At 62.7% G+C, this 26,959-nt stretch carries 29 protein-coding genes and 1 tRNA gene; 13 read left to right on the plus strand and 17 right to left on the minus strand.

Annotated features, from left to right (window positions below; translation table 11 throughout):
* Nucleotides 1-302 precede the first annotated feature (302 nt).
* Nucleotides 303-680, plus strand: a complete 378-nt coding sequence (locus JQ574_RS26880; protein ID WP_212211400.1) for a hypothetical protein — start codon at nt 303-305, stop codon at nt 678-680.
* A gap of 8 nt (nt 681-688) precedes the next feature.
* Here the strand turns inward: JQ574_RS26880 and JQ574_RS26885 are convergent, their stop codons facing one another.
* Nucleotides 689-2,335: a winged helix-turn-helix domain-containing tetratricopeptide repeat protein gene (locus JQ574_RS26885; protein ID WP_212211401.1), complete on the minus strand. Its 1,647-nt coding sequence runs from the start codon at nt 2,333-2,335 to the stop codon at nt 689-691.
* Nucleotides 2,336-2,493: 158 nt separating this feature from the next.
* Here JQ574_RS26885 and JQ574_RS26890 point away from each other — a divergent pair, with 158 nt between their 5' ends.
* Entirely contained in the window at nt 2,494-2,826 is a 333-nt protein-coding gene (locus tag JQ574_RS26890; protein ID WP_212211402.1) for a hypothetical protein, read from the plus strand.
* Nucleotides 2,827-2,881: 55 nt separating this feature from the next.
* A complete protein-coding gene (gene mddA, locus JQ574_RS26895; protein WP_249119619.1) occupies nt 2,882-3,655 on the plus strand; it encodes a methanethiol S-methyltransferase in 774 nt (257 codons plus the stop codon).
* A 59-nt stretch (nt 3,656-3,714) separates the two neighbouring features.
* Here the strand turns inward: mddA and JQ574_RS26900 are convergent, their stop codons facing one another.
* The 8 genes from JQ574_RS26900 to JQ574_RS26935 form a co-directional block, all read right to left on the minus strand.
* On the minus strand, nt 3,715-3,921 hold the full coding sequence (locus tag JQ574_RS26900; protein WP_192740350.1) for a hypothetical protein: 207 nt from the start codon (nt 3,919-3,921) through the stop codon (nt 3,715-3,717).
* Nucleotides 3,922-3,992: 71 nt separating this feature from the next.
* Nucleotides 3,993-5,192: a hypothetical protein gene (locus tag JQ574_RS26905; RefSeq protein WP_212211553.1), complete on the minus strand. Its 1,200-nt coding sequence runs from the start codon at nt 5,190-5,192 to the stop codon at nt 3,993-3,995.
* A 5-nt stretch (nt 5,193-5,197) separates the two neighbouring features.
* Complete coding sequence (locus tag JQ574_RS26910; RefSeq protein WP_212211403.1) at nt 5,198-6,235, minus strand: hypothetical protein; 1,038 nt, start codon at nt 6,233-6,235, stop codon at nt 5,198-5,200.
* Between the two features lie 220 nt (nt 6,236-6,455).
* Nucleotides 6,456-6,731, minus strand: coding sequence for a YiaA/YiaB family inner membrane protein (locus JQ574_RS26915; RefSeq protein WP_212211404.1), 276 nt, complete (start codon nt 6,729-6,731; stop codon nt 6,456-6,458).
* Nucleotides 6,732-6,908: 177 nt separating this feature from the next.
* Nucleotides 6,909-7,298: a hypothetical protein gene (locus tag JQ574_RS26920; RefSeq protein WP_212211405.1), complete on the minus strand. Its 390-nt coding sequence runs from the start codon at nt 7,296-7,298 to the stop codon at nt 6,909-6,911.
* 13 nt (nt 7,299-7,311) lie between these two features.
* Nucleotides 7,312-7,716, minus strand: a complete 405-nt coding sequence (locus tag JQ574_RS26925; RefSeq protein WP_212211406.1) for a hypothetical protein — start codon at nt 7,714-7,716, stop codon at nt 7,312-7,314.
* Between the two features lie 187 nt (nt 7,717-7,903).
* Entirely contained in the window at nt 7,904-8,179 is a 276-nt protein-coding gene (locus tag JQ574_RS26930) for a YiaA/YiaB family inner membrane protein (protein WP_192740356.1), read from the minus strand.
* A 78-nt stretch (nt 8,180-8,257) separates the two neighbouring features.
* Nucleotides 8,258-8,953, minus strand: coding sequence for a PspA/IM30 family protein (locus JQ574_RS26935; RefSeq protein ID WP_212211407.1), 696 nt, complete (start codon nt 8,951-8,953; stop codon nt 8,258-8,260).
* Between the two features lie 103 nt (nt 8,954-9,056).
* Here JQ574_RS26935 and JQ574_RS26940 point away from each other — a divergent pair, with 103 nt between their 5' ends.
* Nucleotides 9,057-9,653 (plus strand): TetR/AcrR family transcriptional regulator, encoded by a 597-nt coding sequence (locus JQ574_RS26940; protein WP_212211411.1) that lies wholly within the window; start codon nt 9,057-9,059, stop codon nt 9,651-9,653.
* A gap of 61 nt (nt 9,654-9,714) precedes the next feature.
* Here JQ574_RS26940 and JQ574_RS26945 read toward each other — a convergent pair whose 3' ends face one another.
* From JQ574_RS26945 to JQ574_RS26970, 6 genes are all read right to left on the minus strand, one after another.
* Nucleotides 9,715-10,911: a DUF1963 domain-containing protein gene (locus tag JQ574_RS26945; RefSeq protein WP_212211419.1), complete on the minus strand. Its 1,197-nt coding sequence runs from the start codon at nt 10,909-10,911 to the stop codon at nt 9,715-9,717.
* 100 nt (nt 10,912-11,011) lie between these two features.
* The gene (locus tag JQ574_RS26950; RefSeq protein ID WP_212211421.1) at nt 11,012-11,341 is read right to left on the minus strand and encodes a hypothetical protein; all 330 of its coding nucleotides are present in this window, start codon (nt 11,339-11,341) and stop codon (nt 11,012-11,014) included.
* A 216-nt stretch (nt 11,342-11,557) separates the two neighbouring features.
* The gene (locus JQ574_RS26955; protein ID WP_212211423.1) at nt 11,558-12,532 is read right to left on the minus strand and encodes a quinone oxidoreductase; all 975 of its coding nucleotides are present in this window, start codon (nt 12,530-12,532) and stop codon (nt 11,558-11,560) included.
* Between the two features lie 51 nt (nt 12,533-12,583).
* Nucleotides 12,584-13,030, minus strand: coding sequence for a Rieske (2Fe-2S) protein (locus JQ574_RS26960; protein ID WP_212211425.1), 447 nt, complete (start codon nt 13,028-13,030; stop codon nt 12,584-12,586).
* A 15-nt stretch (nt 13,031-13,045) separates the two neighbouring features.
* Entirely contained in the window at nt 13,046-14,158 is a 1,113-nt protein-coding gene (locus JQ574_RS26965) for an amidohydrolase family protein (RefSeq protein WP_212211427.1), read from the minus strand.
* 22 nt (nt 14,159-14,180) lie between these two features.
* The gene (locus JQ574_RS26970; protein WP_212211429.1) at nt 14,181-15,242 is read right to left on the minus strand and encodes an amidohydrolase family protein; all 1,062 of its coding nucleotides are present in this window, start codon (nt 15,240-15,242) and stop codon (nt 14,181-14,183) included.
* Between the two features lie 244 nt (nt 15,243-15,486).
* On the opposite strand from JQ574_RS26970, the gene JQ574_RS26975 reads away from it, so the two are divergent.
* From JQ574_RS26975 to JQ574_RS27010, 8 genes are all read left to right on the plus strand, one after another.
* Nucleotides 15,487-16,773 carry a sulfite oxidase gene (locus tag JQ574_RS26975; protein WP_212211431.1) on the plus strand — a complete coding sequence of 429 codons (1,287 nt, stop codon included), beginning with the start codon at nt 15,487-15,489 and terminating at the stop codon, nt 16,771-16,773.
* 17 nt (nt 16,774-16,790) lie between these two features.
* Entirely contained in the window at nt 16,791-17,120 is a 330-nt protein-coding gene (locus JQ574_RS26980) for a hypothetical protein (RefSeq protein ID WP_249119620.1), read from the plus strand.
* A 223-nt stretch (nt 17,121-17,343) separates the two neighbouring features.
* Nucleotides 17,344-19,059 carry an FAD-dependent oxidoreductase gene (locus JQ574_RS26985; protein WP_212384084.1) on the plus strand — a complete coding sequence of 572 codons (1,716 nt, stop codon included), beginning with the start codon at nt 17,344-17,346 and terminating at the stop codon, nt 19,057-19,059.
* 109 nt (nt 19,060-19,168) lie between these two features.
* The gene (locus JQ574_RS26990; protein ID WP_409363429.1) at nt 19,169-19,636 is read left to right on the plus strand and encodes a hypothetical protein; all 468 of its coding nucleotides are present in this window, start codon (nt 19,169-19,171) and stop codon (nt 19,634-19,636) included.
* A 101-nt stretch (nt 19,637-19,737) separates the two neighbouring features.
* Nucleotides 19,738-21,246, plus strand: a complete 1,509-nt coding sequence (locus JQ574_RS26995) for a glucan biosynthesis protein G (RefSeq protein WP_312014712.1) — start codon at nt 19,738-19,740, stop codon at nt 21,244-21,246.
* A complete protein-coding gene (mdoH, locus tag JQ574_RS27000; protein ID WP_212211436.1) occupies nt 21,234-23,393 on the plus strand; it encodes a glucans biosynthesis glucosyltransferase MdoH in 2,160 nt (719 codons plus the stop codon). Before JQ574_RS26995 ends, mdoH begins: the two co-directional genes overlap by 13 nt.
* Nucleotides 23,394-23,483: 90 nt before the next feature.
* A complete protein-coding gene (locus JQ574_RS27005; RefSeq protein ID WP_212211438.1) occupies nt 23,484-24,200 on the plus strand; it encodes an AzlC family ABC transporter permease in 717 nt (238 codons plus the stop codon).
* On the plus strand, nt 24,193-24,498 hold the full coding sequence (locus tag JQ574_RS27010; RefSeq protein WP_212211440.1) for an AzlD family protein: 306 nt from the start codon (nt 24,193-24,195) through the stop codon (nt 24,496-24,498). The genes JQ574_RS27005 and JQ574_RS27010 overlap by 8 nt, the downstream gene beginning before the upstream one ends.
* A gap of 128 nt (nt 24,499-24,626) precedes the next feature.
* Here the strand turns inward: JQ574_RS27010 and JQ574_RS27015 are convergent.
* Both JQ574_RS27015 and cpdR read right to left on the minus strand, forming a co-directional pair.
* A tRNA-Val gene (locus JQ574_RS27015) sits at nt 24,627-24,701 on the minus strand.
* Between the two features lie 194 nt (nt 24,702-24,895).
* On the minus strand, nt 24,896-25,255 hold the full coding sequence (cpdR, locus tag JQ574_RS27020) for a cell cycle two-component system response regulator CpdR (protein ID WP_074823489.1): 360 nt from the start codon (nt 25,253-25,255) through the stop codon (nt 24,896-24,898).
* A gap of 341 nt (nt 25,256-25,596) precedes the next feature.
* Here cpdR and JQ574_RS27025 point away from each other — a divergent pair, with 341 nt between their 5' ends.
* Nucleotides 25,597-26,484, plus strand: coding sequence for an N-formylglutamate amidohydrolase (locus tag JQ574_RS27025; protein WP_212211442.1), 888 nt, complete (start codon nt 25,597-25,599; stop codon nt 26,482-26,484).
* Nucleotides 26,485-26,959 lie beyond the last annotated feature (475 nt).

Below are 26,959 nucleotides of genomic sequence, written 5' to 3' on the forward strand. Positions count from 1 at the left end.
CAACCCGCCCAACGTCCGTGACGACGGCCGACGCCCTTCTGAGTAGGACGGGATGGGCAAACATATGCACCTGATTTGCCTTCCGGTAAACAGAAATATTTTTTATTTCGGGGCTTGACACGATTTCCGCAAATCAGAACTGATTTGCCCGTCGGGTTGATTTGTCGCACCCAACAATCATCGCGGGGCACCGCGTAGGATGGGTGGAGCGAAGGGCTCAACCCATCCTACAATTTCTGCTCCCTTACCCGACCTGGCGATAAGTGATAAGGATCATAAGCCAACTCGCACGGGAGCAGGTTGTGAAAGCATTCGGTCTGGCGGTCATGCTGGGCGTCATGGCGACGCTGTCGCCGGCGCGCGCGCTTGAGGTGAGAGGCACTTCCGGCTTTCTTGGGGAATGGGAAGTGACTGCCACCGTCACGGAAACGGCATCCGGGCGCATCAGGGACTACCGTGGCCCGCTCGTGCTGAAGCATATCGGCCTGTGCACGCAGGACGGCCCGGTGGAGAAAAAGGGCGAAATGCGGCTGCAGATTTCGGCTTCGTCCCAATTGAACGCGACATTGTCGATGCCGGGCACCGAATGCACGGCCAGCGGACCATTGTCCGATGGCTACAACGGCACCATGACCTGCTCCGACCGGCAGGTCATCCCGCTCAAGCTGCGGGTGAAATAGCCGCTTGCCTAGCCGCCGGTTATGCCGGCGACGCGCAGGCCCGCGACGAACCGGTCGATGAAGCCCTGATCATTGCAGAAGAAGAGCTCCTGCCGCGCGGTATCGGTTTTGTAGCCCGGCTTGCGTTGCAGGAGTTCAGCGGCCACGGCTTCGGCCTGCGCCTTTTCGCCGAGACGGCCGAGCGAGGCTGCCAGCGTTGCAAACGCCCGATACGGGACATTGGGCTGCCGGGTTGCCCTGCGGGCAAACTCGACGGCGATGTCGTACTCACCGAGCGAGAAATGCGCCCAGGAGCGCACGTGGTGGAAACTCCAAAGATGGCTGTCGCGCGGACTGAGCATGGTCGCTCGATCGAGCAGCGTTTCCGCTTCGATCTCCCGCCCGTACCACAGTAGATTGAACCCTTGCGCAAAGTACCCTTGCGCAAAGCTTGGATTGAGTTCCAGCGACAGGTCGATCGCTGCCAGCGCTTCATCATTCTGACGGGTCAGGCACAGCGCGCGGCCGAGCACGCAGTGACAAAAACAATCGAGGTCGTCGAGCGCCACGGAGACACGCGCCTGGCGCAACGCCGTCTCCAGCCGCGCCGGGCGATCCCTGGGATCGTCATACAGCGAGCGCTGAACATTGACGTAGCCGAGCGCGCCATGGCCGCGGGCGAAATCCGGATCGGCTTCGATCGCGCGCCTAAAATAGGCCTCCGCCTGGTCAAACCCCGGTGTGGTAAATCGCCATAGATTCCATAGGCCGCGCTGGTAGCAATCCCAGGCATCCAGGCTTTCCGGCGCCTTGCGGGCGGCGAGCTGCTGCTCGACCTTCGACAGCTCCGGTTCGATCGTGGCAGCGATCTGCCGCGCCATTTCTTCCTGGATGTCGAAAATATTCTCGAGCTGGAGATCGTATTTGTCGGACCAAAGCTGTTTTCCGTCTGCAGCACGGGCCAGTTCCGCCGTGATCCTGACCGCGTCGCGACTCTTGCGAACGCTGCCGGACATCACATAACTCACGCCGAGCTGGGCACCGACCTCACGCGCATCGACCACGCGCCCCCCGAATCCAACCGTGGAGTGGCGCGAGATCACGGAAAGCCAGCGATTGCGCGCCAGCAGGCGGATGATGTCTTCGGTCAGGCCGTAGCTGAAATAGTCGTTCTCCGGGTCATTCGACATGTTCTCAAACGGCAGCACCGCGATCGACGATCGCGCGATGGCTTCCGCCTTTACGACTTCCGAGACGACATCGTCGAGATGAGACACGTCGGTGGCAATCGAGACCCGCGCGGGAGCGACACTCGCTGACGCGGTATCGTCAGGCGCAAGCCTGACCACATCGGCATCCGACGCGGCGACCGCCTGAACATCGCCGACGAACCGGAAGCCGCGCCGGTGCAATGTCCTGATAAAAAGCTGATCCGTTCCGTTGTCGCCAAGCACGCGTCTTGCGCCATTGATGCGGCTGGAGAACGCGGCTTCCGAGATCACCCGGCCATGCCAGACCGTGTCGATCAACTCATCCTTGCTGACAACCCGGTCATGGTTGCGCACCAGATGGACAATGACATCGAAGACCTGAGGCTCGATGTGGACGGACACGCCCTCGCGGCGCAGCTCGTGTTGGCCAAGGTCGATCTCGAAATTGGAAAATCGGTATTTCATTACCACCTCAGCCGAGGCCGCGCCACAATCCTCAGCATTGCAGATCGAAATCAACCTCTGGCGGAGGAAAAACCAACGTCTCCTGAAGGAGTCCGCCAAGCGTGAGGGCGCAGTTCAATTTACAGACGGGTCAAGGATCATACAACCGGAGACGACCCATGATCGGCTCATCTGATTTCCACGCTTACGGATATTCCGCCAGACGGCCCGTTGCCGCACGGCAACGCGGCCAGCATCATGCAATGTGGGCGCTCGCGCCGTTCCAGTCCACGACGGTGCCAACCCTGCTGAGGAACATCCTCGTCCTGGCCGCGCGCCTGAGGCGCTTCCTCAATGGCCAGGTGGCGGCCGCGATCGCCCACCATGAGCGAGAGGCCGCGTCAATCGCGCAGCGCAAGCTCGATCAACGCCGACTGGACAAGACGCGCATCTACTGCGGCCCGCTCGACCAGGTCCTGGCCGCAGCGAGGCAGCGCAAGCACGCCGCCTGAACCGACTCGAACGAAGCGATTTTTGAGCAACTGCATATTTCAAAGGAGACTGAAGATGTCGATTACGATGCAAACAGGTACGCCTCCTGCCATCCCTTCCTTTGCGATGAGAATGCTGGCCCTCTGTTACGGCGGCCTCGCCTATCTGATTTTCCTCGGCACGTTCCTGTACGCGGTCGGCTTCGTCTCGCAATTGGTCGTGCCCAAGACAATCAATAGCGGCCCGGCCGCTTCGCTGCCGACGGCGTTGCTGATCAACCTGATCCTGATGTCGATCTTCGCCGTGCAGCACAGCGGGATGGCGCGGCAGGGCTTCAAAAGACTGTTCGCGCGCTTCGCCTCGCCGGCGATCGAGCGCTCTACCTACGTCCTGCTCGCCAGCCTCAGCCTGATCCTGCTGTTCTGGCAGTGGCAGCCGATGCCGGCGGTGGTCTGGAACATCGAAGGCCCCGTGTTCGCCGCCGTCGTGACCGCGTTTGGCTTCATGGGCTGGCTGATCGTGCTCTACAGCACCTTCCTGATCAGCCATTTCGAGCTGTTCGGATTGACGCAGGTGGTGGCGCACTTCGCCGGACGCCTGACCGCGCCCATCGCGTTCAGGACGCCGGGGCTGTACAGCCTGATCCGGCATCCGATCTATCTCGGCTTTATCATCGCCTTCTGGTCAACGCCTGTCATGACGCTGGGGCATTTGCTGTTCGCGTCCGTGACGACGGCCTACATCTTCGTCGGCATCTGGCTGGAAGAGCGCGACCTGGTCGCGTTCTTCGGCGACGAATACCGCAAGTATCGCGAACGGGTCGCCATGTTGCTACCGGGCGTGTTCTGAGCCAAGCATGTTGTCTTCGTCATTGCGAGCCACCGGGTCGCAATGACGGCCTAGCGGCGTCAAAGCGTCTCCTGCTTGTGGCCGCATTGCTTGCAGGCGAATTTGACGCGGGTGGCGCCCTTTTCGGCCTGCAGGCGGTTCGGCGCGCCACATTTGCCGCAAGTCGTTTCGATCCGCGTATTGCCCTGCTTGATGGTCAGGTTTCTTTTTTCCATAGTCTCGCGGATCAGGCGCTCGGCCTCCTCGCGCATCGCTTGCTTATCCATCAGCCGCACCTGTCATGAAGAACGCCTGCCGCGTAACATGTCAGGCACCTAACACATTTTGATGTCGCCAGTCACGCCGCTTCCGGCGTCAATGCGAGGATGCGCCGCACCAGCGCGAGCGCGGTTTCGGTGGCGGGATCGGCGGAAATGACGGGAACGGCCAGCACCAGCAGATCGACCGGCTCATGCGACAAAATGATCACATGCGTGGCATTGCCGGCCTTCATCAGCGACATCAACCGTTCGACCGCGGGATCCGTCGCGGCAAGCCCCCATGGCGCTTCGGGACGGCGCAACACCCGGCGCGTCGAGAGCAGGTTCCGCAGCAATGGCGGATCGTAGGCGGCAAGATCGCTTTCGCGGTAGCGCCGGGCGCTTTCGAACATCGGATGGCGCGCCAGTTCCGCGATCAATTCGTCGCGGGTACGGGCTGCGGACGCTGCGACGGAATTCAAAACGCCGGGCACCTGCGCTTCGAACAGCGCGCGCAGCGTATCGGTCATCAGGCCGATGGTCAGCACGCCCGCAATCGCGATCGCGCAAAAGCGCATGATCTGCGCGGCATCGACATCCGGCGACACGCAGGCGGCTGCCGCGCCCAGCAATGCGGAACTCACCAACCGCAGCGCCGTCATCAAAATACCCTGACGCCGCGTTTCGGTGCCGCTGCCTGCGATCAGGACAGCGGTGACGACCAATAGCGCGCCGAGTGCGCCAAGCCGGACCGGCATATCAGGCGCGAGCGCCTGATAATCCGTGACGATGAAGGGGATCACGATCAGCGCGCCGGCCGCGAGGCGGCCGATGCTGCGGTTTTCGGAGGCCAGCAGCGAGGTACGGTCCCGCGTCGCCAACAGCCACGCGCAAACGACAAATCCCGCAAGCTGGAATATCGCCAGCGCGATCGCATAAGGCGTCGTGTAGCTCTCCAGCCCGAACACGCCGCCGAGGCCGATCACGACGGCGCCCGCCAATGCCGCGATCTTGGCCGCACGCGGCGCATGACGCCGCAAAATGCCTTCGGTGACAATCAGCGCGCCGAGCGGCAGCAGCGCTGCCGGAATCAAAGAGAGCCGATCGAGCAGCGCGCTGCCGGTCCACCAGGCAATGCCGCGTGTGAAGAACAACAGCGCGACCACGCCAAGCAGCAGGAGCAGGCGCAGGGTCAGCGGGCTTCGGGGATCGCGCCGATACAGCGCGAACATGGCGACGCAAAGCCCGAGCGCGCCGCAGAGATTGACGATGGAATCGGCGATCACGCCTGATGACATCGGGCTCATCGGCCGCTCCCTCGCGGCCGCAGGGTGCCGAACGCGCGCGTATCGTCCATCCAGTGCATCACAGGAAGCACCAGGCGTTGCAGCGCCAGCACGGCCGAGGCCGCCAGCAGCGCCGGCATCGAGCCGGCCGGCACCTCGCGCTGCAGGTAGCGCCGCGCGCCGGCGAGATCGACGCGGCCGAGCTGCAGCACATCGTCGCCCCTGGCGTAGTCGAGCTCGCGCAGGCAATACGCGTTGTAGTGCTCGTCGCGATGTTTTGGCGCAACGTCCCAGGTTTTCTTCAGCGCGTCCGATCCGCCGGTATAGGCGTCGGTGATGACGAAGCGCCCCTCGTCGAACCCGGCGTCGTCGCCGACCCCGAACACCGCGCGATGATTGCGCATGATGCCGCGCGCCAGTTGCAGATGGGCAAAGCTCTGGCGTGCGCTGGCATCGGCCGAAGGGTATACATCCGAAAACGTGTCGCAGACCATGCCGAACACGGAAGGCACCTGCGTGACGTTCGAGATCCATTTCGGACGAAACCCGTCGCGGGCGAACAGCACCAGCGTGGTCAGGCCGTACAGAACCCAGGACAGCCCCTGCCCCTGCACGTCAGGGTCGACCATCACGAGGCCGAGATGGGTGACCTCTTGCTCCTCGCCGTCGAGCTCGACGGACATCACCGACAGCGCGTTGAAGGCGATCGGGCGGCCGGTGGCTTCTTCACGGATCAGCGTGACGATAGCGCGCGACAGGCGTTCGCGCTCGCCGGAGAAGATGCCGTAGGTGAGGCTGCCCGCCGGCAGGGTCTTGCCGGCGACGGTGCGCAAATCCGCGACCAGTGCGTCGAGATCCTGTTGCGATAGCGACAGACCCGGGCTTTCGACGATCCGCGTCTGCAGGCCGGTATGGGTGCGCAAGGTGATATCTATGGTTTCCTGCGAGAACGCCTTCAGCCAGAACGCGCCATAGCTGCGCAGGCGCCCGGCCGCGGAGCTGATCTGCCCGAGGCCATGACGGATCGCCGAATTGCCGCTCCCAGAAGACGCCATGCCACCTGCCCGCACCCGATCCGAATTTGTGCGCCGGGCCCGTTAAGGAGCCATGAGTGCGGCACGTTGCGGTGGCGAGAGGGTAAACGATGTGTTGGCGGCGTCAAACAATCCGCAGGGAAGACATCGAGGCAGACATCGTGCCGGACGACAAACGGCGGATGCCGAAGCACCCGCCGTCTGCCTTCGCCAGCCACGGCGCTCAGGTTACGTGGACCGATTACGTTGATTTGGAAACTTCCATCAGCAGCCGCTCGGCCTTGGCGTCCTCGAGACGGTTCACCATCCGGTCGCTCTCGTGCATGTCGCGCACCGTCTTGGTCAGGGTGACGCAGCACTGCACGAGCATCAGGATGCCCATCGTGAGATAGCCCTTGATCCAGAGATCGACGGGGAGGAAGTAGACGCCGACGACGACCATGAAGGCCGAGGCCGCGAACGAGACATAGGTGAAGGTGACCCACGCGTTGCTGTGGTGCTGGACGTTCTGGTTCATGGCGCCATCCTGCTGATGCGGCTGAAATGAAGGACCCCGGTCCCGGCCCGTGACGAAAATCCCGTTGCGGAACTTCCGCCAGCGATTTCTGCGCCCGCGCCAGTTAAGGAGATATGATTAAAGCACCCTCAGGTTGCGCAAGGGTAAACGATAGATTGAGCGGCCATTTCAAATGATTCATGACGTGGAACCGCTGACGTCGTCGGGCCGGGTTTTGTTGGCGTTATAGTCGTGCGCAAGCAACGAACACAGGCCCATGCAGAATGCGCCGCCGAGCCCGAATGGCACCGACATGTCCTGCGGCATCGGTCCAAGCAGTGCGCGCGGCAGCACCATGGCCGCCGCCGCGCCGACCAGCGCCGTCACGGGCGCCCTCAGCAGAAGCGGCATCGCGCGAGCCAGTTGTCCATCAAGGATCCCCACGATCGCTGATACCGGCAAGGTGAAGAAGAACAACGCCAACGCGATGGGCGGGACGAAGCTTTCAAAGGGCATTCCAACCGCGACCCAGGTCGTGAGAACGACCGACAACGGGCCCAGCAGCAGGAAGACAAGCGGTCGACTCATTGAAGTCAGCCCTTCATTGCAGATGGCTACGGCCATATTCGTGCGACAGCACCGAGCACACGCCCATACAGAATGCGCCGCCGATCGCAAGCGCTATCGACATCTCCTGCGGCAGCGGTCCGAGCAAAGCGGCCGGCAGACCAATAGCCGATATCGCGCCGACGATCGCGGTCAGGGGCGCCCGCAAGAAGATCGACAAGGTGCGGGACAGGATGCCGTCGACGAGCCCGGTGATTGCCGATACCAGCAGGGCGATGACAAACACCTGCTTGCCGATAAGCACGAGCCAGGCGTTAAGTCCCCCGCTCGCAACGTCGGGTGCCAAGGCGACGAGAACTCCAAGGATCGGACCCAGCAACAGGAACACGAGCGCCCGTCGCGGCGACGGTGGATCGGCCCATGCCGGCCCGCCGCGCATGCTATCATCATCGAGAGAATTCTCAGAAGATACGTGCATCGTCGTTACCTTTCTCATGCCTTGGCGTGGAGTTCGCGCGGGATACGGCTTCGACACAATCGTTGATAGGCCGGGGCGCCCCCGGGGGAAACGAGCGGCGGACGCTAAAAGCATCCACCGCCCGCCTTCGCCAGCACGCGCCACAGGTTTACGCGGCCTTCGAAACTTCCATCAGCAGGCGCTCGGCTTTCGCATCTTCGATGCGGTTCACCAGCTTGCCGCTTTCGTGCATGTCACGGACGGTCTTGGTCAGGGTGACGCAGCACTGGACCATCATGATGATGCCCATCGTGAGATAGCCCTTCATCCAAAGATCGATCGGCAGATAGAACAGGCCGACGGCGACCATGAAGACGGAGGCGGCGAACGAAACATAGGTGAAGGTGACCCAGGCATTGCTGTGGGGTTGGACATTCTGGTTCATGATAATCTCCTGTGTGTGGACGTTTGAAGTTGGGTGTTACGGCACTGAGTTCGATTGAGCTCGGTTCACAAAGTAAGTTCAGGTCGTTTGCGCACGCTTGGCGTTCAGCCGCGCGAGCACGTCGTCAGCGGTCGACTTCAGTCGTGGTCCAAAGCCCTGTTCGGCGAGCTTCTCGGCGGTCGCCAAAGGTCCAGAGGCGGCGTCGAGTTCGATCAGGGCTTCGTCGGCGGCCTGGGCTTCCATCTGCCGTTCGCGCAGACGCTTCAGCGTCCGCTCGGCTTCCGGCAGTGTGGCCTCGTAGGGGCGCGTCGCTTCCACCCCGCCGCGGCGCATGGCGCGGACTGCTTCCGAAGCACGGGCGATGCGGCGGCCACGATCGAGCTCGGTGATCCGCGACTCCGCACCGGCGACCTGGCGCTTCATCCGCGTGATTTCGGACGCGAACAGCGTGCGCGCGGTCATCGCGGCGTCGCGGTCGGCTTCGAGATTGGCGATGGCTTGCGCGGCCTCGCGGGCGAGATCTTCCCGGCCGGCATCGAGCGCCGCGGTGGTGCGCACTTCGAGATCGGCGATCCGGGCGTTGGTGGCGTCGAGGCGGCGGCCCTCCTGCTGATCGCCGGCGATCGCCAGCGCCAGCGTGCGCTTGGACCGCTCGACCGCCGCGGCGGCGTCGCGCATCTGCTGGTCGAGGATCAGAAGCGCCGAGCGGTCCTCCAGTTCTTCTCCCGCCGCAGCCACGCTGCCCCGGAAAAGCGTCAAAACAGTTTTGAACATTTGCAGCTCCCTGTGTTATGAGCGTTGCTCATGAACGTGTTGTAGCACATCTTGAGCATTGCTCAAGAACTATTTTGAGCATTGCTCAAGAAAAATGGAAGACATGTCTAAAGCACTGGAAAGACGAGCAAAATTACGCGAGGATTTGATCCTGGCGGCGGAACGGAGCATTTCCGCGGGCGGTTTGGGGGCCCTGAAGACGCGAGAACTGGCGCGGGAAATCGGCTGCGCCAATGGCGCGGTCTATAATCTGGTCGACGATATGGACGAACTGGTCCTGCTGGTGGGATCGCGCACGCTGCGGCGGCTCGATGCTACGCTGAGCGAGGCCGAAAGCGCGGGTCCCCCCTCGCCGACCGAGACGCTGGTGCGCATTGCGGTCGCCTATTGCGATTTCGCCGCGGAAAATCTCGAACTCTGGCGCGCGCTGTTCGAACACCGCATGACGCCGGGCAAACCGATACCGGAATGGGCGGTCAGCGAGCAGATGGAGCTGTTCCGTCACATCTTCCAGCCGCTCGCTTCGTTGCTGCCGTCACGATCTCCAGGCGAACTCGGCGTCACCGCGCGCAGCCTGTTCTCCGCGGTGCACGGCATGGTGCTGCTCGGCCTCGAACAGAAGCTGATCGCGGTGCCGGTCGAGGCGCTGCGCGCGGAGATCGCGGTTATCGTGCGGGCGATGGTGAAGGGGCTGACCTAGGCACGTTCATAAATCAGGGCGTTTGGATTATGTCCGCTTGTCCCCGGCGTTGTTTGGCGCCTTAAACGGCGCAATGGCGAATCAGCTGCCCTTCGTCGAACTGGCCTTTCGCGATGCGGTCGCGCGGGCACCAGATGGAGAGCCCGTACTCGTGCTCCGATTTTGTCTCGAGCAGCTCATCGGCGAAGATGCTGATGACGCAATCCTGCCCGCGCAAATCTTCCCAATTGTTTGAAAACTCCGGCTCGATCCCGAACAGCCGGTGGCCGCGCCAGCCGGTCTCGCGCATGTCGACGAAGGGACGGTAACACGACGGGAGTTCGTCATAGCCTTCGCCATGGCGGAGGCGCGGATGCTGCCGCAGGATCGCGTCCCAGACCGCCACGGCCCTGCCCGCGAGCATGTGCTTCGACATGTGCGGCTGCATCTCGTCATGCAGCTCAAGGCGCAGGCGCATGATTGCGCCCAATGCGTCCCTGTCGATCGTCTCGTCCTGGGTCTTTGAGAGCGCAAGGTCGCGCCAGGATTCGAGGGCCGTGATCACGCTCGGCGCCTTGCGTTTGAGGACGCCGTAATGCGCAACCTTGTTGCGGATGACATCCTTGAGATCCTGTTCGCGGGCCTGATCCTGAGGCAAGCGTTCCCGCCAGGCGAAGAACTGCAAGCCGTCGTTCAGATCGAATGTGAGGCTGCGGATGACGCACTCAGCTTCGAGCGCGGCGATACCCCAATTGACGATCCAGTCGAGCGGCGACTTGAAGCGATCCGGGAATGACGCCGGGCGTTCGTCGCCGGTGTCGAGATACGCAGTCGGGGTGACGGGCCGGCGGAGAAACGTTCGACCTTCGCCGAAGAAGCCGTGCTTTCTGACCGGCGCGAGGTCGTCGGGCGGCGAGAGGATCTCCGCCTGAGCCACCTCGGCAGCGCTCAGGATCCGGCAAGCGAAGGATTTTCCGATGAAGACCAGCAGGGCACCTTCGGCCGGCAATCCCGGCGGCCGCGATCCGGTCTGCGGTTCAGCCTTCAGCGACGCGAGGTCAATCTGGGCAATGAAGTGGAGCGGCGTTCCGTCGCTGTCTTTCGGCCATTCGAAGTTGCGCGGCGCTTTGGGCGCGCCGCCGATCCACGACGTGGCGCCGTCGGAACGGTCGAACGACGAGTGGAACAGCAGGGCCCAGGCCGGCAGCTGTTTTGCGCGATCCGGGTCGCTTCCGCGCTCAAATAGTTCGGCTAGCCAACTATCGTCGTCATCATCCATTGGCTTGAGACCTCGATTGAATGCGAAATAGTTTGGAAGCGGCGGCTGTCGTTCAGTTTGCGGCGATCCGTCCAGGGCTGCGCGTTAATGAGTCCATGTCCTAGTTGTGCAACGATGCCGGCCGCTCCAGCTGCGGCGCCCACGTCCGGCCGAGCGAAGCCAGCGCATGGAGCAATCCGCACACAAACCAGCCAAACGTCAGGACCAGGAAAGACAGCGGCCTGAACATCGCGAGGATGTCGGCCAGCGACAAATAATGTCCCGCGATCGCGCTGTTGTAGATCTGCGCTGAAACCGCCAGCAGAAGCGCGCCGATCAGGACAAAGAATGCGGCGCGTTGCGATCTGGTGAGCCACCGCATCACGAGGAAATACAGCGGCGACACGAACGCCCCCGCCATCAAGCCGCCCACGATCCAGAAATCCGTCATCTCAGCCCCCTGAGTTCTCGCAACCAGAAATACACAGGAGGCGTTGAAGGGCGGTGCGGAGCTGGAGTCGGATTTTAGTAAAGTTTTACGTGGTCGGTCAGACCAACGAGGAACGCCGTCATGCCCGGGCTTGACCCGGGCATCCACGACTTACTTTTGTATACCGGCAAAGTCGTGGATGGTGGTCAAGTCCGCCCAAGACGAAAAGCGGCAGCCTCACACCGTCAGAACCGTCGACCCGGTGGTCTTGCGCGCGGCGAGATCGGCATGGGCCTTGGCCGCGTCTTTCAGCGGATAAGTCTGGCGCACCTCGATCTTGACCGCGCCCGATTTCACCACCTCGAACAGTTCGTTCGCCATGGCGACGAGATTCTCGCGCTTGGCGGCGTAGGTGAACAGCGTCGGGCGGGTGACGTAGAGCGACCCCTTTGCAGCCAGCAGGCCGAGGTTGAGCGGTTCGACCGGGCCGGAGGCCGCACCGAACAGCGCGGCGACGCCAAGCGGTGCGAGGCAATCGAGCGATTTCAGGAACGTGTCCTTGCCGACGGAATCATAGACCACGGGCACCTTGGCGCCGCCGGTGATTTCGTCGACGCGTTTCACGAAATCCTCCTTGGTGTAGATGATCGTGTGGGCGCAGCCATGGGCCTGCGCGAGCTTCGCCTTCTCCTCGCTGCCGACGGTGCCGATCACGGTGGCGCCGAGATGCTTGGCCCACTGGCCGAGGATCAGGCCGACGCCGCCGGCGGCGGCATGCAGCAGGATGGTATCGCCGGATTTGACGCGATAGGTCTGGCGGATCAGGTACTGCGTCGTCAGGCCCTTCAGCATCATCGCGGCCGCGGTCTTGTCATCGATCCCATCGGGCAGTTTCAGCAGCCGATCGGCCGGAATCAGCCGCGCCTCGGAATAGGCGCCGAGCGGCGAGGCGCCATAGGCGACGCGATCGCCGGGCTTCAGATCGGTGACGCCGCTGCCGACTTCCTCGACTACGCCGGCGCCCTCGCTGCCGAGCCCGCTCGGCAGTTGCTGGGGATAGACCCCCGAACGGTTGTAGATGTCGACGAAGTTCAAACCGACCGCGGTGTGGCGGATGCGTGCCTCGCCCGGACCGGGCTTGCCAACCTGGACTTCCTCCCAGGTCAAAACTTCAGGACCGCCGGTCTTGTGAAAACGGACGGCGTGCGTCATGGGATGCTTTTTCCTTCGGTGGGATGAAAAAGAGAAAGATGTTGCGGCGGTTCAGGTCTCGATGATGACGTAGCTGTCCTCGACATGGACAGCGAACGTCTCGGCCACGTAAGGGCCCTTCTCGAGGTCTTCAAGACCTTTGGCAAGTTCTTGCGTAAGCTCTTCGCCGCGTTCGATCGCGACCGGATAGGAGCGGATCTTGACGCGCTTCGGATCGAAATAGGATTGGCCGTTGCGCATGTCGAATTCCCAGCCGTGCCAGGCGCAGCGGAGTAGTTCGCCGACCCGCGAGCGCTGATAGACGCCGGGCTCCGGCGAGGTCAGCCGTGCCACGCACGCCGCTTTTTCCAGCGGCGCACCGGCATGCGGACAGCGATTGAGCAGCGCAAAGAACTCGCCATTGACGTGGAACACGACGATGTCGCGGCCCTCGACACTGAAAACCTTGTTGCCGCCGGGCGGGATGTCTGACGTGCGGGCGACGATGTGCCGGGTCATGTCTCGCTTAAACCATCATAACTTATAGACCGCGCGGGCATTGCTGCTGAAGATTTTCTGCCGCTCGATCTCCGACAGCGGTGTCCTGAACGCGAAGCGCGGATCGTCAAAATCCCAGTGCGGATAATCCGACGAGAACAGCAGGCGATCGACACCGACCCATTCGATCAGTGAGCGCAGATGTTTTGCTTCGTCCGGCTCGTCGATCGGCTGCGTCGTGAACCAGAAATGCTCCTTCACATATTCCGACGGCTTGCGCTTCAGATGCGGCACCTCGCTGCGGAAGGCCTCAAAGTGCCGGTCCATCCGCCACATGGCAGGCGGGATCCAGCCGAAGCCGCCCTCGATGAACACGATCTTCAGTTTGGGGAAACGTTCGGGAATGCCTTCGAGCACGAGGCTGCAGAGCATCGACGCCATGGTATGCGCGTTGCTCTGGTGCTCCTCGGCATAATAAGACGGCCAGCCGCCGCCGGTCGGCGCGTGCCCGCCATAGCCGCCGACGTGAATGCCGAGCGGCAGGCCGAGCTCCTGGGCGCGCTCATAGATCGGCCAGTAGCGGCGCCGTCCGAGCGGCTCGTTGGCGCGCGGGCAGACGTTGATCTGCACATAGCGGCCGATCTTGGCGCAACGCTCGATCTCGGCAATCGCGAGCGCCGTATCGTCCTGGCCGGCGAGGATCGAGGCCTTCAGGCGCGGATCGCGATCCGACCAGAAGGCAAGCTGCCAGTCGTTGATGGCGCGCTGGATCGCGGCACCGAATTCCAGATTCTGCTGCGAGAAGATGAAGAGGTCGAGCACCTGCAAAATGCCGTACTCGACATCGAGGGGATCGAGGTGCTGCTTCTGCATGAAGGCGAGATCGGATCCCGGAGGTCCGCCGGTCGGCGGCCACGCGTCACGCCGCGCGATCAAGGGCGAGGAGCGCGGATAGGGCGTGGTGCCGATATAGGGCGTACGCAGATGGCTGCCATATTCCCTGAAGTGCTGTTGCCAGCGCTTCGTCATGAACTGGTCGAGGTCGGTATGCGCATGGATGCTGGGATGCACGTCGCAATCGATGATGCGCAGCCGGCTCTTGGCGGCGACTTCCTGTTCCAGAATCGGGCGGTCGATGACGTCGCTCATGCGATCCTCCTTATGAGGTAGTTCAAGCCGCAAGCTTCAGCCGCGGAAACGTCTCAAGTGGATTGTCGACGCACATACGCGAAACGATACTGGCCGGCAGATGCGGCGGCATGGCGTCATCGCCGTCGAACTGCCAGTGCGGATAATCGGACGCAAACAGGAACATCTTGTCGGAACCGATCTGCTCGATGATATCGGCGACACCAGCCGCATCCGGCGGGCCATCGAACGGCTGCATCGTCACGCGAAAATGGTCGCGGATGATCGAGGCCGGCTCGCGCTCGACCCAGGGCACCTCGACGCGCACGCCGCGCCAGGTCTTGTTGGCGCGCCACATGAAGGCGGGCAGCCAGCTGACGCCTGATTCCATCAGCACCACTTTGAGGCCGGGGAATTTGCCGAACACGCCTTCATAGACCAGACTCAGTATCTGGGCCTGAAACGCCTGCGCCTCCATCAAATAAAATTCGTAGCGGTAGGACGGCCAGCCGATCGAACTCGGCGCGCCGCGATACTGGCTGCCGGCATGGATGGCGATGGGGAGTTTGTGTTTCTCGGCCGCCTGGTACACCGGCCAGAAGTGCCGCTTGCCGAGCAGCTGATCGCCCTGCGCCAGCACCAGCACGGAGACAAACCGCTGATCGCCGGCAAGCCGCTCGATTTCCTCGACCGCGAGATCCGGCGCCTGCATCGGCACGACGATCGAGGCGCGCAGCCGCTTGTCCTTCGACAGCCACTCGGCCGCGATCCAGTCGTTGATCGCCTTGCAGAAGGCGGCGGCCATATAGGGATCGAACACCGCCTGCGCGCCGTAGAGCACGTTGCAGATGGCGTGGCTGGCGCCGAGCTGGTCGAATGCACCGCGCTGCACCATCGCCAAATCACTGCCCGGTTTGCCCGTGGCGGGGCGCCAGTCGGCGCGGCCGGACAGCGGCATGCTCGGCGGATAGGAATTGAGATCGAGGCCGTCGATGGCGCGGCTGACGACCTGCTCTTTCCAGTGATCATCGAGATAGGGCAGCAGCGTGGTGCGGGTTCCGCCCACCGCGGGATGGATGTCGCAGTCGATCCGCGTGGCCGCCATGGCGTTTCCCTGGGATATCTCGTTATTGGCGACCGTTCCGCCGCGCCGCAAATGTGCCGCCGATGCCCCGGCAGCGCAAGGGTCGAGCGTGGAAACCGACCGGGTGGCAGACATTGGGTGGACGCATAGCGAGCGATATGCGCAGCCTTGCGGCACGGCGGCAAAGCGCAAATACTCGCGTCAAGCGGGGCCGGGAAAGATTCCGGCTGAACCCGCAAGAAACAAGGACCGGGGGAGAAACGTTATGACGCATACGGAGCGAAAGGCCGCCCGCAGCGAGAACAGCATGCAGATCGACCGGCGCAGATTCCTGGGGACGACGGGTCTTGCTGCCTTCGGCGTCACCCTCGGCATTTCCGGCGGCGGCGCCGACATTTCCGCCGCCTATGCACAAGGCACGGCGCCCGCGGCCGCCGCGCCGAAGGGGCCGCAATATCTGAAATTCCCCGGCAAGAATGAAAAGCTCATCCTGCTCGGCGACAAGCCGCTGGTGGCGGAGACGCCGGAGAGCCTGCTCGACGACGACACCACGCCGATCGAGAAATTCTTCATCCGCAACAACGGGCAGCTGCCGGAAGAGACGAAGAATCCCGATGCCTGGAAAATTACCATCGACGGCGAGGTCAACAACAAGATCGAGATCACGCTCGGCGAGTTGAAATCGAAATACAAGGCGGTGACGCGGCGCATCGTGCTGGAGTGCGGCGGCAACGGTCGCGGGGCATTCTCGCCGCCGGCGCGCGGCAACCAGTGGAGCAATGGCGGGGTCGGCTGTGCCGAATGGACCGGCGTGCCGCTTGCCGATGTGCTCAAGAGCGCGGGGCTGAAGCCAAGCGCAAAATACACCGCGCATTATGCGGCCGACCTGCATCTGTCGGGCGACGCCAGCAAACCGAGCATCTCGCGCGGCGTGCGGATCGAGAAGGCGATGGATCCGAACACGCTGATCGTGTGGGCCATGAACGGCCAGCCGCTGCCGAACATTCATGGCGGGCCGGTGCGCCTGATCGTGCCGGGATGGCCGGGCTCGGCGTCGCAGAAATGGCTGACCAAGATCACTATCCGCGACAAGGAGCATGACGGCCCGGGCATGACGGAATTTTCTTATCGCGTTCCGATCAAGCCGATGATCCCCGGCGACAAGGGCGATCCGGCGAATTTCCGGATCCTGGAATCGATGCCAGCTCGCTCTGTCATCACCAGCCCGGCGAACGGCGCCAAGTTCGCGGCCGGGACGAAGGAGCTGAAACTGCGCGGCGCGTCATGGGCCGGTGATCTCACGGTGAAGCAGATCGACGTCTCGATCGACTTCGGGGCGAGCTGGCAGCGGGCCAAGCTGGAAAAGCCGAAAAACAAGTATGACTGGCAGCGCTGGACCGCGAGCGTGAAGCTGGCTTCCGACGGCTATTTTGAAATCTGGACGCGCGCGACCGATTCAAAGGGAACGATGCAGCCGCACCAGGCCGGTTTCTGGAATCCGCAGGGCTATGGCGGCAACGCCATGCACCGGATCGCGGTGCTGGTGGGCTGATGCTGCGACCTTTGGGAATGGCTGTCGCCGCACTGCTGTGGATGACGCCGGCGATCGCCCAGACCGCCTTCACGCCGCGTGACGAAAGCCCGGAGGAATTTGCCGCCGGGACCGGCCGCGACGAGACCTTCTACGCCTGCACCGCCTGCCATGGCTTCAAGCTCGTGGCCCAGCAAGGTTTGACGCGCGCGCAGTGGGAGGACTCGATCAACCTGATGATCAGGCGGCACAACATGCCGCCGCTCGACGACAAGGATCGCGCCGTGGTGCTGGGCTATCTCGAAGCCGCCTATCCGCCGCGCGCTCCTGCCGCGCGCGGCGGTTGGCAGAATCCGTTCGCCAAGTGAGGTGCTCCTTATTTCCTTCTCCCCTTGTGGGAGAAGGTGGCGCGAAGCGCCGGATGAGGGGTCTCTATCCTCATCCAAGCCGTACCGTGGTGAAAGAACCCCTCACCCGTCTTCGCTTCGCGAAGCCACCCTCTCCCACAAGGGGAGAGGGGGAAGCGCGCATTGACAGACAAATCTATCCGCCTCCAATGTCCGCCCAGAACAAGAACAATGGGTGGATCGCGTGGCGGGCGGCGAACAACAAGAAACTTACGAATGCGACGTGCTGGTGGTCGGCTCGGGCTGTGCCGGCCTGTCGGCGGCGGTCACCGCGGGGCATCAGGGGCTCAAGGTGCTGGTGGTCGAGAAGGAGCCGCGCTTTGGCGGCACCACCGCGCGCTCCGGCGGCTGGCTGTGGATTCCCGGCACCTCGCTGGCGCGCAACTGGGGCATCGTCGAAAGCCCCGAGCAGGCGCGGACCTATCTGCGGCATGAGGCCGGCAATTCCTACGATGCCGCGCGCGTCGATGCGTTTCTGACCGCGGGGCCCGAAGCGGTGGATTTCTTCACCAGCAAGACCGCCGTGCGTTTCGACATGCCGCTGACCTTTCCGGATTATCACGCCGAAGCGCCCGGCGGCACGCAAGGCGGCCGTTCGATGGTGACGCGGCCGTTCGACGGAAGTGAACTCGGCGAGCACCTCAAGGATATCGGCGCGCCCCTGCCCGAACTCACCGTGTTCGGCATGATGCTGGGCTCCGGCAAGGAGATCGTCCACTTCATGCGCGCGACCAAGTCGCTGACCTCGGCGCTGTTCGTCGCCAAGCGGCTGTCGAAGCATCTGGTCGACGTGATCCGCCACGGCCGCGGCATGAACCTCACCAACGGCAATGCGCTGGCCGGACGCCTCGCCAAATCGGCGTTCGATTTGAAAATTCCGCTATGGCTGGCGTCGCCGGTGCGCGAACTGATCAGCGATAGCGGCGCGGTGCGCGGCGCCATCGTCGAACGCGACGGGCGCAAGATTCGCATTCATGCAAAGCGCGGCGTCATCCTCGCCTGCGGCGGCTTTCCGCACGATGTGGCGAGGCGCAAGGCGATGTTCCCGCATGCGCCGACCGGCAACGAGCATTATTCGCCCGGCCCGACCGGCAACACCGGCGACGGCTTGCGTTTGGCGGAATCCGCCGGCGGACGCGCCGAGGATTCATTGCCCAACGCCGCGGCGTGGGTGCCGGTCTCGATCACCACGCGCAAGGACGGCAGCAAGGGCGTGATGCCGCATTTCATCGACCGCGCCAAACCCGGCGTGATCGCGGTGACGCGCGAAGGCGTGCGCTTTGCCAATGAAGGCAATTCCTACCACGACTTCGTGCAGGACATGATGAAGGTCGCAAAACCTGGCGAGGAGATCGCGGCGTTCCTGCTGTGCGATCACCGCGCCTTGCGCAAATACGGCCTTGGCTGCGTGCCGCCGTTTCCGATGCCGCTCGGCCACCATTTGCGAACCGGCTATCTCAAGCGCGGCGCGACGCTGGCTGAACTCGCTGCGCAGGCGGGCATCGACGCCAGAGGACTCGAGACCACGGTCGCGCAGTTCAACAAGAGCGCCGCCGACGGACAGGACCCGGCATTCGGAAAGGGCTCGCGCGCCTACAACCGCTACCAGGGCGATGCGCTGCACGGCCCCAACCCCTGCATCGCGCCGATCAAGGACGGGCCGTTCTACGCGATCAAGATGGTGATCGGCGATCTCGGCACCTATGCCGGCATCCGGACCGACGCGAACGCCCAGGCGCTCGGCGCCGACGCCCAGCCGATCGCGGGCCTCTACGCTGTCGGCAACGACATGGCGAGCATCATGGGCGGCAACTATCCGGGCGCGGGGATTACGCTCGGGCCGGCGCTGACGTTTGGGTACATCGCGGGACGGCACATCGCGGGCAAAGGTTTGGCTTAGCCCGACTTCCGGGCTCCGCCCGGGTCGACGTCCTCACCGAACGTGCAGTCCATTATGGAACGAATGCCGATCGGCTCGATTGTGCTTCGATCGAACCGGAGATCTCCTGGTGCGCACGTTCCGCCTGTTCACGGCTCTTGTTCCCGTTCTCCTCCCGGCGACCGTCCTGGCAGCCAACGTGGAGTGGCAGAGGTATGTAATCCCCAGCACCGGAACCAACGTCGAAATTCCGGTGACGATTTTCAGCACGGACGCCGAACTGCCGGATGGTGGAACCGGGCGGCGTTTCTACACCGACGATCGCCGCGCTGATTTGACCATCCAATCGGTTGCAAATCCCGAAAACGACTCGCCCGCGGCGTTTCTGGCGAAGAAGAATCCGCCGCCTGGCATCATCTACAAAAGAGTGACGCCGAACTTCTTCGTGGTGTCCAGCATCCGCAACGACCGGATTTGGTACAACCGCTGTAACCGTTCGGCCGGCTATATGAATTGCGTCCTGATCAATTATCCCGCCGCGGAAAAACGGCAATGGGACCGCGTGGTCACGCGAATAAGCCACACATTGGCCCACTAAGCCCTGCTGGAGCAGGAAAAACCGGCAATCAGGTTCCGTGCGCAGGAACCGTTATTGCTGCACTGCGTTGCTCATGGTCGCCAGCAACCACGAGTGATTTTGTGAACCGCAGAGATTTCCTTGCAGCTTCCGCCCTGCCGCTCGTATCGATCGCGGCGCCAGGACTCCTGACCTCCGCGAACGCGCAGCCGATGCCGTTCGACCGGTCTCTTGTGCGGCAAATGGCCCGTGATCTCGCCGGCAAAGCGTTCAAGGCGCCCGACAACAAGCTGCCGGATAATCTGAAGGATCTGGATTACGATCGTTACCGGGCAATACGGTTCTTGCCGGAACGCGCGCTCTGGCGCGGCGAAAAGCTGCATTTCGAAGCGCAGTTCTTTCATCGGGGATTTTTCTACGCCAACCGGGTCGATATCTTTGAGGTAAAGGACGGCCAGGCAGCGAAGATCGCCTACCAGCCCGACCTTTTTTCATTCGGCAAGCTGGCGCCGCCCGGCGCAGGTGTCGATCTCGGCTTTGCCGGCTTTCGGCTTCATGCGCCGATCAACAAGCCCGACTATTATGACGAGGTTTGTGTCTTCCTCGGCGCGAGCTACTTCCGGGCCGTCGCCAAGGGCCAATTGTATGGGCTGTCGGCCCGCGGGCTTGCGATCAACACCGGCGAAGCCAAGGGCGAAGAGTTTCCGTCATTCAAGGCATTCTGGATCGAGAAGCCGGCAGCCAACGCCAAATCCATTGTGGTGCACGCCCTGCTCGACAGCGAAAGTGCGGCGGCGGCCTATCGCTTCACCATCCGGCCCGGCGATGCCACCGTCTTCGACGTGGAAATGGCGATCTATCCCAGAGTGAATCTGGAGCGCGCCGGCCTGATGCCGATGACGAGTATGTTCTTTTTCGGACCGAACGACCGCAAGGACGTCGACGACTTCAGGCCATCCGTCCATGATTCCGACGGGCTGTTCGTGTCCAACGGCCGCGGCGAGGAGCTTTGGCGGCCGCTGCACAATCCCAGGGATCTTCAGATCAGCGCCTTCGCCGACCTCAACCCGCATGGCTTCGGGTTGATGCAGCGCCAGCGGGATTTTCTCGCCTACCAGGACCTCGAATCCAGTTTCGAGCGGCGGCCAAGTCTGTGGGCGGAGCCGATCGGAGACTGGGGCGAAGGTTCGGTCAAGCTGATCGAAATTCCGACCAAGGAAGAAGTGCACGACAATATTGCGAGCTTTTGGCAACCCAAGGCCGCTTTGCAGGCCAAGGGCGAACACACCTACACCTATCGGCTGAACTGGGGCCCCGACATTCCGAAGCCGTCCCCGCTGGCGCGGTTTTCCCGAACCGGCATCGGCGCAAGAGGCGATAACGCGACGCTGTTCGTGCTGGACCTGATCGGCGACAAGTTGAAGTCCGTCGATCCAAAGGTTCTGCGGGGCGTTGTGACCGCGGAGAAGGCCAAGATCCAGAACATCGTTACCCAGCCGAATCCGGCCTCGGGCGGCTGGCGTTTGAGTTTCGAACTCCTGAAGGAGAAGAACCCCGTCGAGATACGCGCATCGCTCATGCAGGAGAACGAGCCGGTATCGGAGGTCTGGGTATATCGATGGACACCCTAGGGAAGGTCCACGGATCGCTTCAGCGCAGCGATCCCTCCAATCAATTCCTGCCGCGGGAGGCGCCAATGGAAATGGCGCTCCCGCAGCAGCAGCGATTCCAACCGCAAGCCCAAGCCGCGGATTTCACGGCGGCATGGCCCAGGCGCGCATGCATCCTTGCCGGCACCGTCATGCTGACCCTGGCCGGCTGCTACGAAATGTACCAGGTGCTCCAGGTCGGAGGCGTGACGATCCTGGAGTGGATGATCCTCGTGTTGTTCGTGCTGTTGTTTGCATGGATTGCGTTTTCCTTCACGTCGGCGATCGCCGGCTTCTTCGTGCTGCTGTTTCGACGCAAGGACGAACTTGGCATCGACGCCAGCGCGGCCCTGCCGGCGATCGAAAGCCGGACCGCGATGTTGCTGCCCACCTACAATGAGGACCCCTATCGCGTTCTGGCCCGGCTGCGCGCCATTTGCGAATCGGTCGAGGAAACCGGATACGCTTGCCAGTTCGACTGGTTCGTTCTGAGTGACACGACCGATCCCGGGATCTGGATCGCCGAGGAAAAGTGTTTTCTTCGACTCCGGCATGAAGCCGGGCCGTCAGCCAGGATTTTCTATCGTCACCGTCCGGAAAACACCGCGCGGAAATCCGGCAATATCGAGGATTGGGTCAGGCGGTTTGGCTCCGACTATGAGTGCATGCTTATTCTGGATGCCGACAGCCTGATGACGGGGGACACCATCGTGCGGCTTGTCGCCGCGATGGAGCAACATCGACACGTCGCGCTGATCCAGACGCTGCCAATCGTGGTCAACGCCAGAACGTTGTTCGCGCGGTGGCAGCAGTTTGCCGGGCGGTTGTACGGTCCGCTGATCGCCGCCGGCATTGCCTGGTGGCATGGATCCGAAGGCAATTACTGGGGGCATAATGCCATCATCCGCATCAGCGCCTTTGCGCGCTACGCCGCCCTTCCCGAACTGAGGGGCCGCAAGCCGTTCGGCGGGCACATCCTCAGCCATGATTTCATCGAGGCCGCGTTCATGCGGCGTGGCGGCTGGGCCATCCATATGGCGCCCACGCTCGGCGGCAGTTACGAGGAATGCCCGCCATCGCTGCTGGATTTCGCCGCCCGCGACCGGCGTTGGTGTCAGGGCAATCTGCAACATCTGGCGGTGCTGCCGTCGCGCGGCCTGCACTGGGTCTCGCGGCTCCATCTCCTGACCGGGATCGGATCCTACCTGACGGCGCCGCTCTGGTTCATCTTTCTGGGACTCGGCATCCTGGTCTCGTTGCAGGCGCAGTTTGTCAGGCCGGAATATTTTCCGAAGGGATTTTCGCTGTTTCCGACATGGCCCGCGCAGGATCCGATCCTGGCGGCCTGGGTATTCGTCGCCACGATGGGCATGCTGATTCTTCCCAAACTGCTCGCCTATATCGTCATGCTCACCCATCGTGACGAGCGAAGAAAGTTCGGCGGCGGCTTTCGGGCCCTTGCGGGGATTTGCGCCGAGACATTCCTTTCGGGCCTGACGGCGCCGGTGATGATGGTCTTCCAATCGTCCGCGGTCGGAGAGATCCTGCTGGGGCGCGATGCCGGATGGCAGGTTCAACGCCGCGACGACGGCGTGGTGTCGCGTCAGGATACGCTTCGCAAATATTCGGTTCCGACATTCTTTGGCGTCGCGATGGCGATCAGCGCCTACGCGGTGTCGTTGCCGCTGCTGCTATGGATGCTGCCGGTCATTCTCGGCCTCCTGCTTGCCATTCCGCTTGCCACGCTGTCTTCCTCGGCCAGCGCAGGCGCTGCTTCCAGCCTGTTCAAGACACCGGAGGAGACCTCGCCACCGCAGGTCTTGCTGCGGGCCAACGAACTGGCCAGCGCCTCGCACCGGGCGGTTTCCTGCCCGCTTCTCGAACTGCGCCGTGACGCCGACCTGCGCGAGGCGCATCTAGGCAATCTGTCCGGCCCAAGGCCGCGGAATCGCGGCGAGGTCGATCCGCATCTCGCGATCGCGCGCGCCAAGATCGAGGATGCCGAAACCTTCGACGAGGCGGCCACATTCCTCAGCCCACGCGAGACATTTGCCGCCCTGCATTCGCCGGCCGTTCTTGGCGCGCTGATGGATTTGCGACAGACGACCAATGAGCAGCGCAGGGATTGAAGGATACGACTGGTTGCAGTGGGGGATTGATACACCGCAACAGGCGCCGACCCGATTGACCAAACCAGCGCTTCGCTTTCAAATAGCCGCATGGCGGCGCAGACGACGGCAACCGAATCGGCACAACGTCCACGCTTCACCGCAAAAGGCGTGTGGCGTGGCTGCGTTGAAATCGCACCGATCGCCGTATTCCTGATCCCGTTCGGCATCGCGTTTGGCGTCGCCGCTTCCGCCAAGAACATCCCGCCCGAAGTCAGCGTCCTGATGAGCATTGCGATCTATGCAGGCGCCTCGCAGTTCGCGCTGCTGGATCTCTGGTATGCGCCGTTGCCGCTGGCGACGCTGGCGCTCACCGTGCTCGCCGTCAACGCCCGGCACATTCTCCTCGGCGCGGCGCTCGCGCCGTGGCTGCTGCAGATTCCGGTCATGCGACGGCTGGGGGCGCTGCTCTGGCTCAGCGACGCCAATTTTGCCTATGCGATGTCCGCGCGCGAGCGGGGAGAAATCGACGCCGGCGTTCTGTTCGGCAGCGGCATCGCGATGTGGCTGATATGGATCGCCAGCACAGCGGTCGGCGCCCTCGCGGGTTCATTTCTCGGCGATCTGACGCGCTTCGGCTTCGATGCGGTCATGGTCACGTATTTCGCGGCCGTCGTCGTCGGTCAATGGAAGGGGGCCAAAGACCTGTATCCGTGGCTCGCGGCGGCGGCGGTCGCCGTGATCGGGACCTATGTTCTGCCGCCGGGCTGGCATATCATCGCGGGCGCGCTGGCCGGCGGGATCGTCGGAACCTGGCGCCATGGTTGATATTGTTGCGGCGGTGGCCGCCGTCCTGTTGCTGACATTGGTCACGATGGCGACGCGGGTCGGCGGCGTCTGGATCATGTCTTACGTCGAAATCACGCCGCGCATCGAGGCGTTCCTCAAATACATGGCGGCATCGGTTCTGATTTCGATCGTCATCCCGACAACGCTGGCCGCGGCGCCGCGGATCTGGATGGCCGTTGCGGCGGCCGCGATCGTGGCCGCCGTCACCCGCAGCGCGCTCAGCGCCATGCTGGTGGGCGCGGCCGTGGCGGCGGCGATGAAGAATTTGGGGATGTGAGGTGGAGCGGAGATCGCGGCGCCAGCCCGCCTACGCCAAGGGGCTTTGGCGAGGCAGCCTTCGCTCGCTTCGCTACGATAGGATACGTTCCGGCTTGCCCAGCCGTAGCTCGCGAAGCGAGCGAAGGCTGGTGGGCGCGACAGGGATCGAACCTGTGACCCCTACCATGTCAAGGTAGTGCTCTCCCGCTGAGCTACGCGCCCTAGATTGGGATGACCATCCCGCTCCAGCTTTGATCGTATTGGGTGCGGTCCGTATATCGGCTCCAAAGCGCCCCCGCAAGGACGCTTCTGGGTAATTTCCGGTGTGATTTCGAGGTAAAACTTCTTGTTTTGACGCGTTTTCTTCACGCGAACCGGTACCCACTTCGCTCGAAAACGCTTTTGAATAGTCCGAATCAGGCCGCCAGCATCTTGTTCACTTCGCTGACCAATTCGCGAAGATGGACCGGCTTGGCCAGCACCTTAGCGTTTTTCGGGGCTTCCGAATCCGAATTCAGCGCAACGGCCGCAAAGCCAGTGATGAACATGATCTTGATATCGGGGTCGAGTTCCGAGGCGCGGCGCGCCAGCTCGATGCCGTCCATTTCGGGCATCACGATATCGGTCAGCAGCATCTCGAACGGCTCCTCGCGCAGCCGCTGATAGGCCGACAGGCCGTTATCATGGGGCGAGACCTGAAATCCGGCGTTTTCCAGCGCCTTGACCAGGAAGCGGCGCATGTCGTTGTCGTCTTCGGCGAGGAGGATTTTGTGCATGGCGGTCTGTCGTCGAATCCGGCTTGGAGGGGCAGTCCGCACACTAAGCCCGACAGACGGTAAAGATCGGGTGAAAGGCAGCAGTGTGCAGGTCACGCAGAGCGGCGCTATTTCTGTACCGGAACGCGCCAGAGATCAATCAAGGCAGGCGTTTTCCGCATTTGAGATGTGTTCCAGCACCATTGCGGCTTTTTTCACTTGGCAGAATGATTGTGATTACCGACAATGCATTCTCATAAAATCTCTGGTTTTCCGGCAGAATCGGTTGCTCTATCGCGAGGCTTGATCGACTGTCTTGATCGACTGCCTGGGAAGCACGGATCCAAGGACGGCGCCCGACGATGACCCAGTTTGATGGCGAACTGTCGCCTCCGTTCGAGATCGTGGAGCCGGCCAGCTGGCGGGGGCCGATCATCTTCAATTCCCCGCATTCCGGCTCGGTCTATCCGCTGGAATTCCTCAACGCGTCCCGGATCGATCTGGCAGCATTGCGCCGCTCCGAGGATTCGTTCATGGACGAACTGATCGCCGATTTGAGCGACCGCGGTTTTCCGACGGTGCGGGTCAATTTCCCGCGTTCCTATGTCGACGTGAACCGCGAGCCCTATGAGCTCGATCCGCGCATGTTTACCGGGCGGCTGCCGAGCTTTGCCAATACCCGCTCGATGCGGGTCGCCGGCGGTCTCGGCACCATCCCGCGCGTGGTCGGCGACGGTCAGGAGATTTACCGCGAGCGGCTCGATGTCGATGAGGCGCTGGGCCGGATCGAGGCGCTCTACAAGCCCTACCACCGCGCGTTGCGGCGGCTGATCAACAAGGCGCACCAGGCGTTCGGCACCGTGATCCTGGTGGATTGCCACTCGATGCCGTCGATCGGCGTATCGCGCGACGAGCCGCGGCGGCCCGATATCGTGATCGGCGACCGCTACGGCACCAGCTGCGCCGCGCTGCTGCCCGACGTCGTCGAGGACGTCATGAGCGGGCTCGGCTATTCGATCGGCCGCAACAAGCCCTATGCCGGCGGATTCATCACCGAGCATTACGGCAACCCGGCAAGCGGATTGCACACCGTGCAGCTCGAACTCAACCGCGCGATCTATATGGATGAACGCCGCCGCGAGCGCGCACCGCGCTTTGCGCAGGTGGCCGCCGATTTCGCCGTTCTGGCCGACGCGCTGGCCACCGTACCGCTCGGCGACCTCGGGCCGTTCCAGGCCGCGGCGGAGTAAGCATCTCTCTCGTCATTCCGGGATGCGCCTCTTGGCGCAGACCCGGAATCCATTCGTCGACGTAACTTGCCGCCCGATAGATTCCGGGCTCGCGCTGCGCGCGCCCCGTAATGACGAGAAAGAGAAACCGGCTCCAAAAGAAAAAAGGGCCGCTTGAATGAACAAGCGGCCCAAGTCTAGGGAGGAAACGCCCAAGGAGGGCAGCGATAGGGCGAGGCCCTACCGCACCGCAACAATATGCGGCCGCGCTGCACAAAACGCAAGTCCTTTCGAAACTTTGCCAGCGTAATCCCGGCGAGGCTGGCCGTTATGCAACAGGTCAGTTAAATACAATTTTTACTTTAATATTCAATGGCTTGCGAGGAGGATTCCGTGGGAACCCGGTGTTACGGAGCGGCCACAATTCACAAATCTCGATGTTGTGAATAGCCGTGTCACCAAAAATGCATGCCTAAACGAAGCCGATTCGAAACCC

The organism is Bradyrhizobium sp. AUGA SZCCT0158 (assembly GCF_018130065.1).
GTDB lineage: Bacteria > Pseudomonadota > Alphaproteobacteria > Rhizobiales > Xanthobacteraceae > Bradyrhizobium.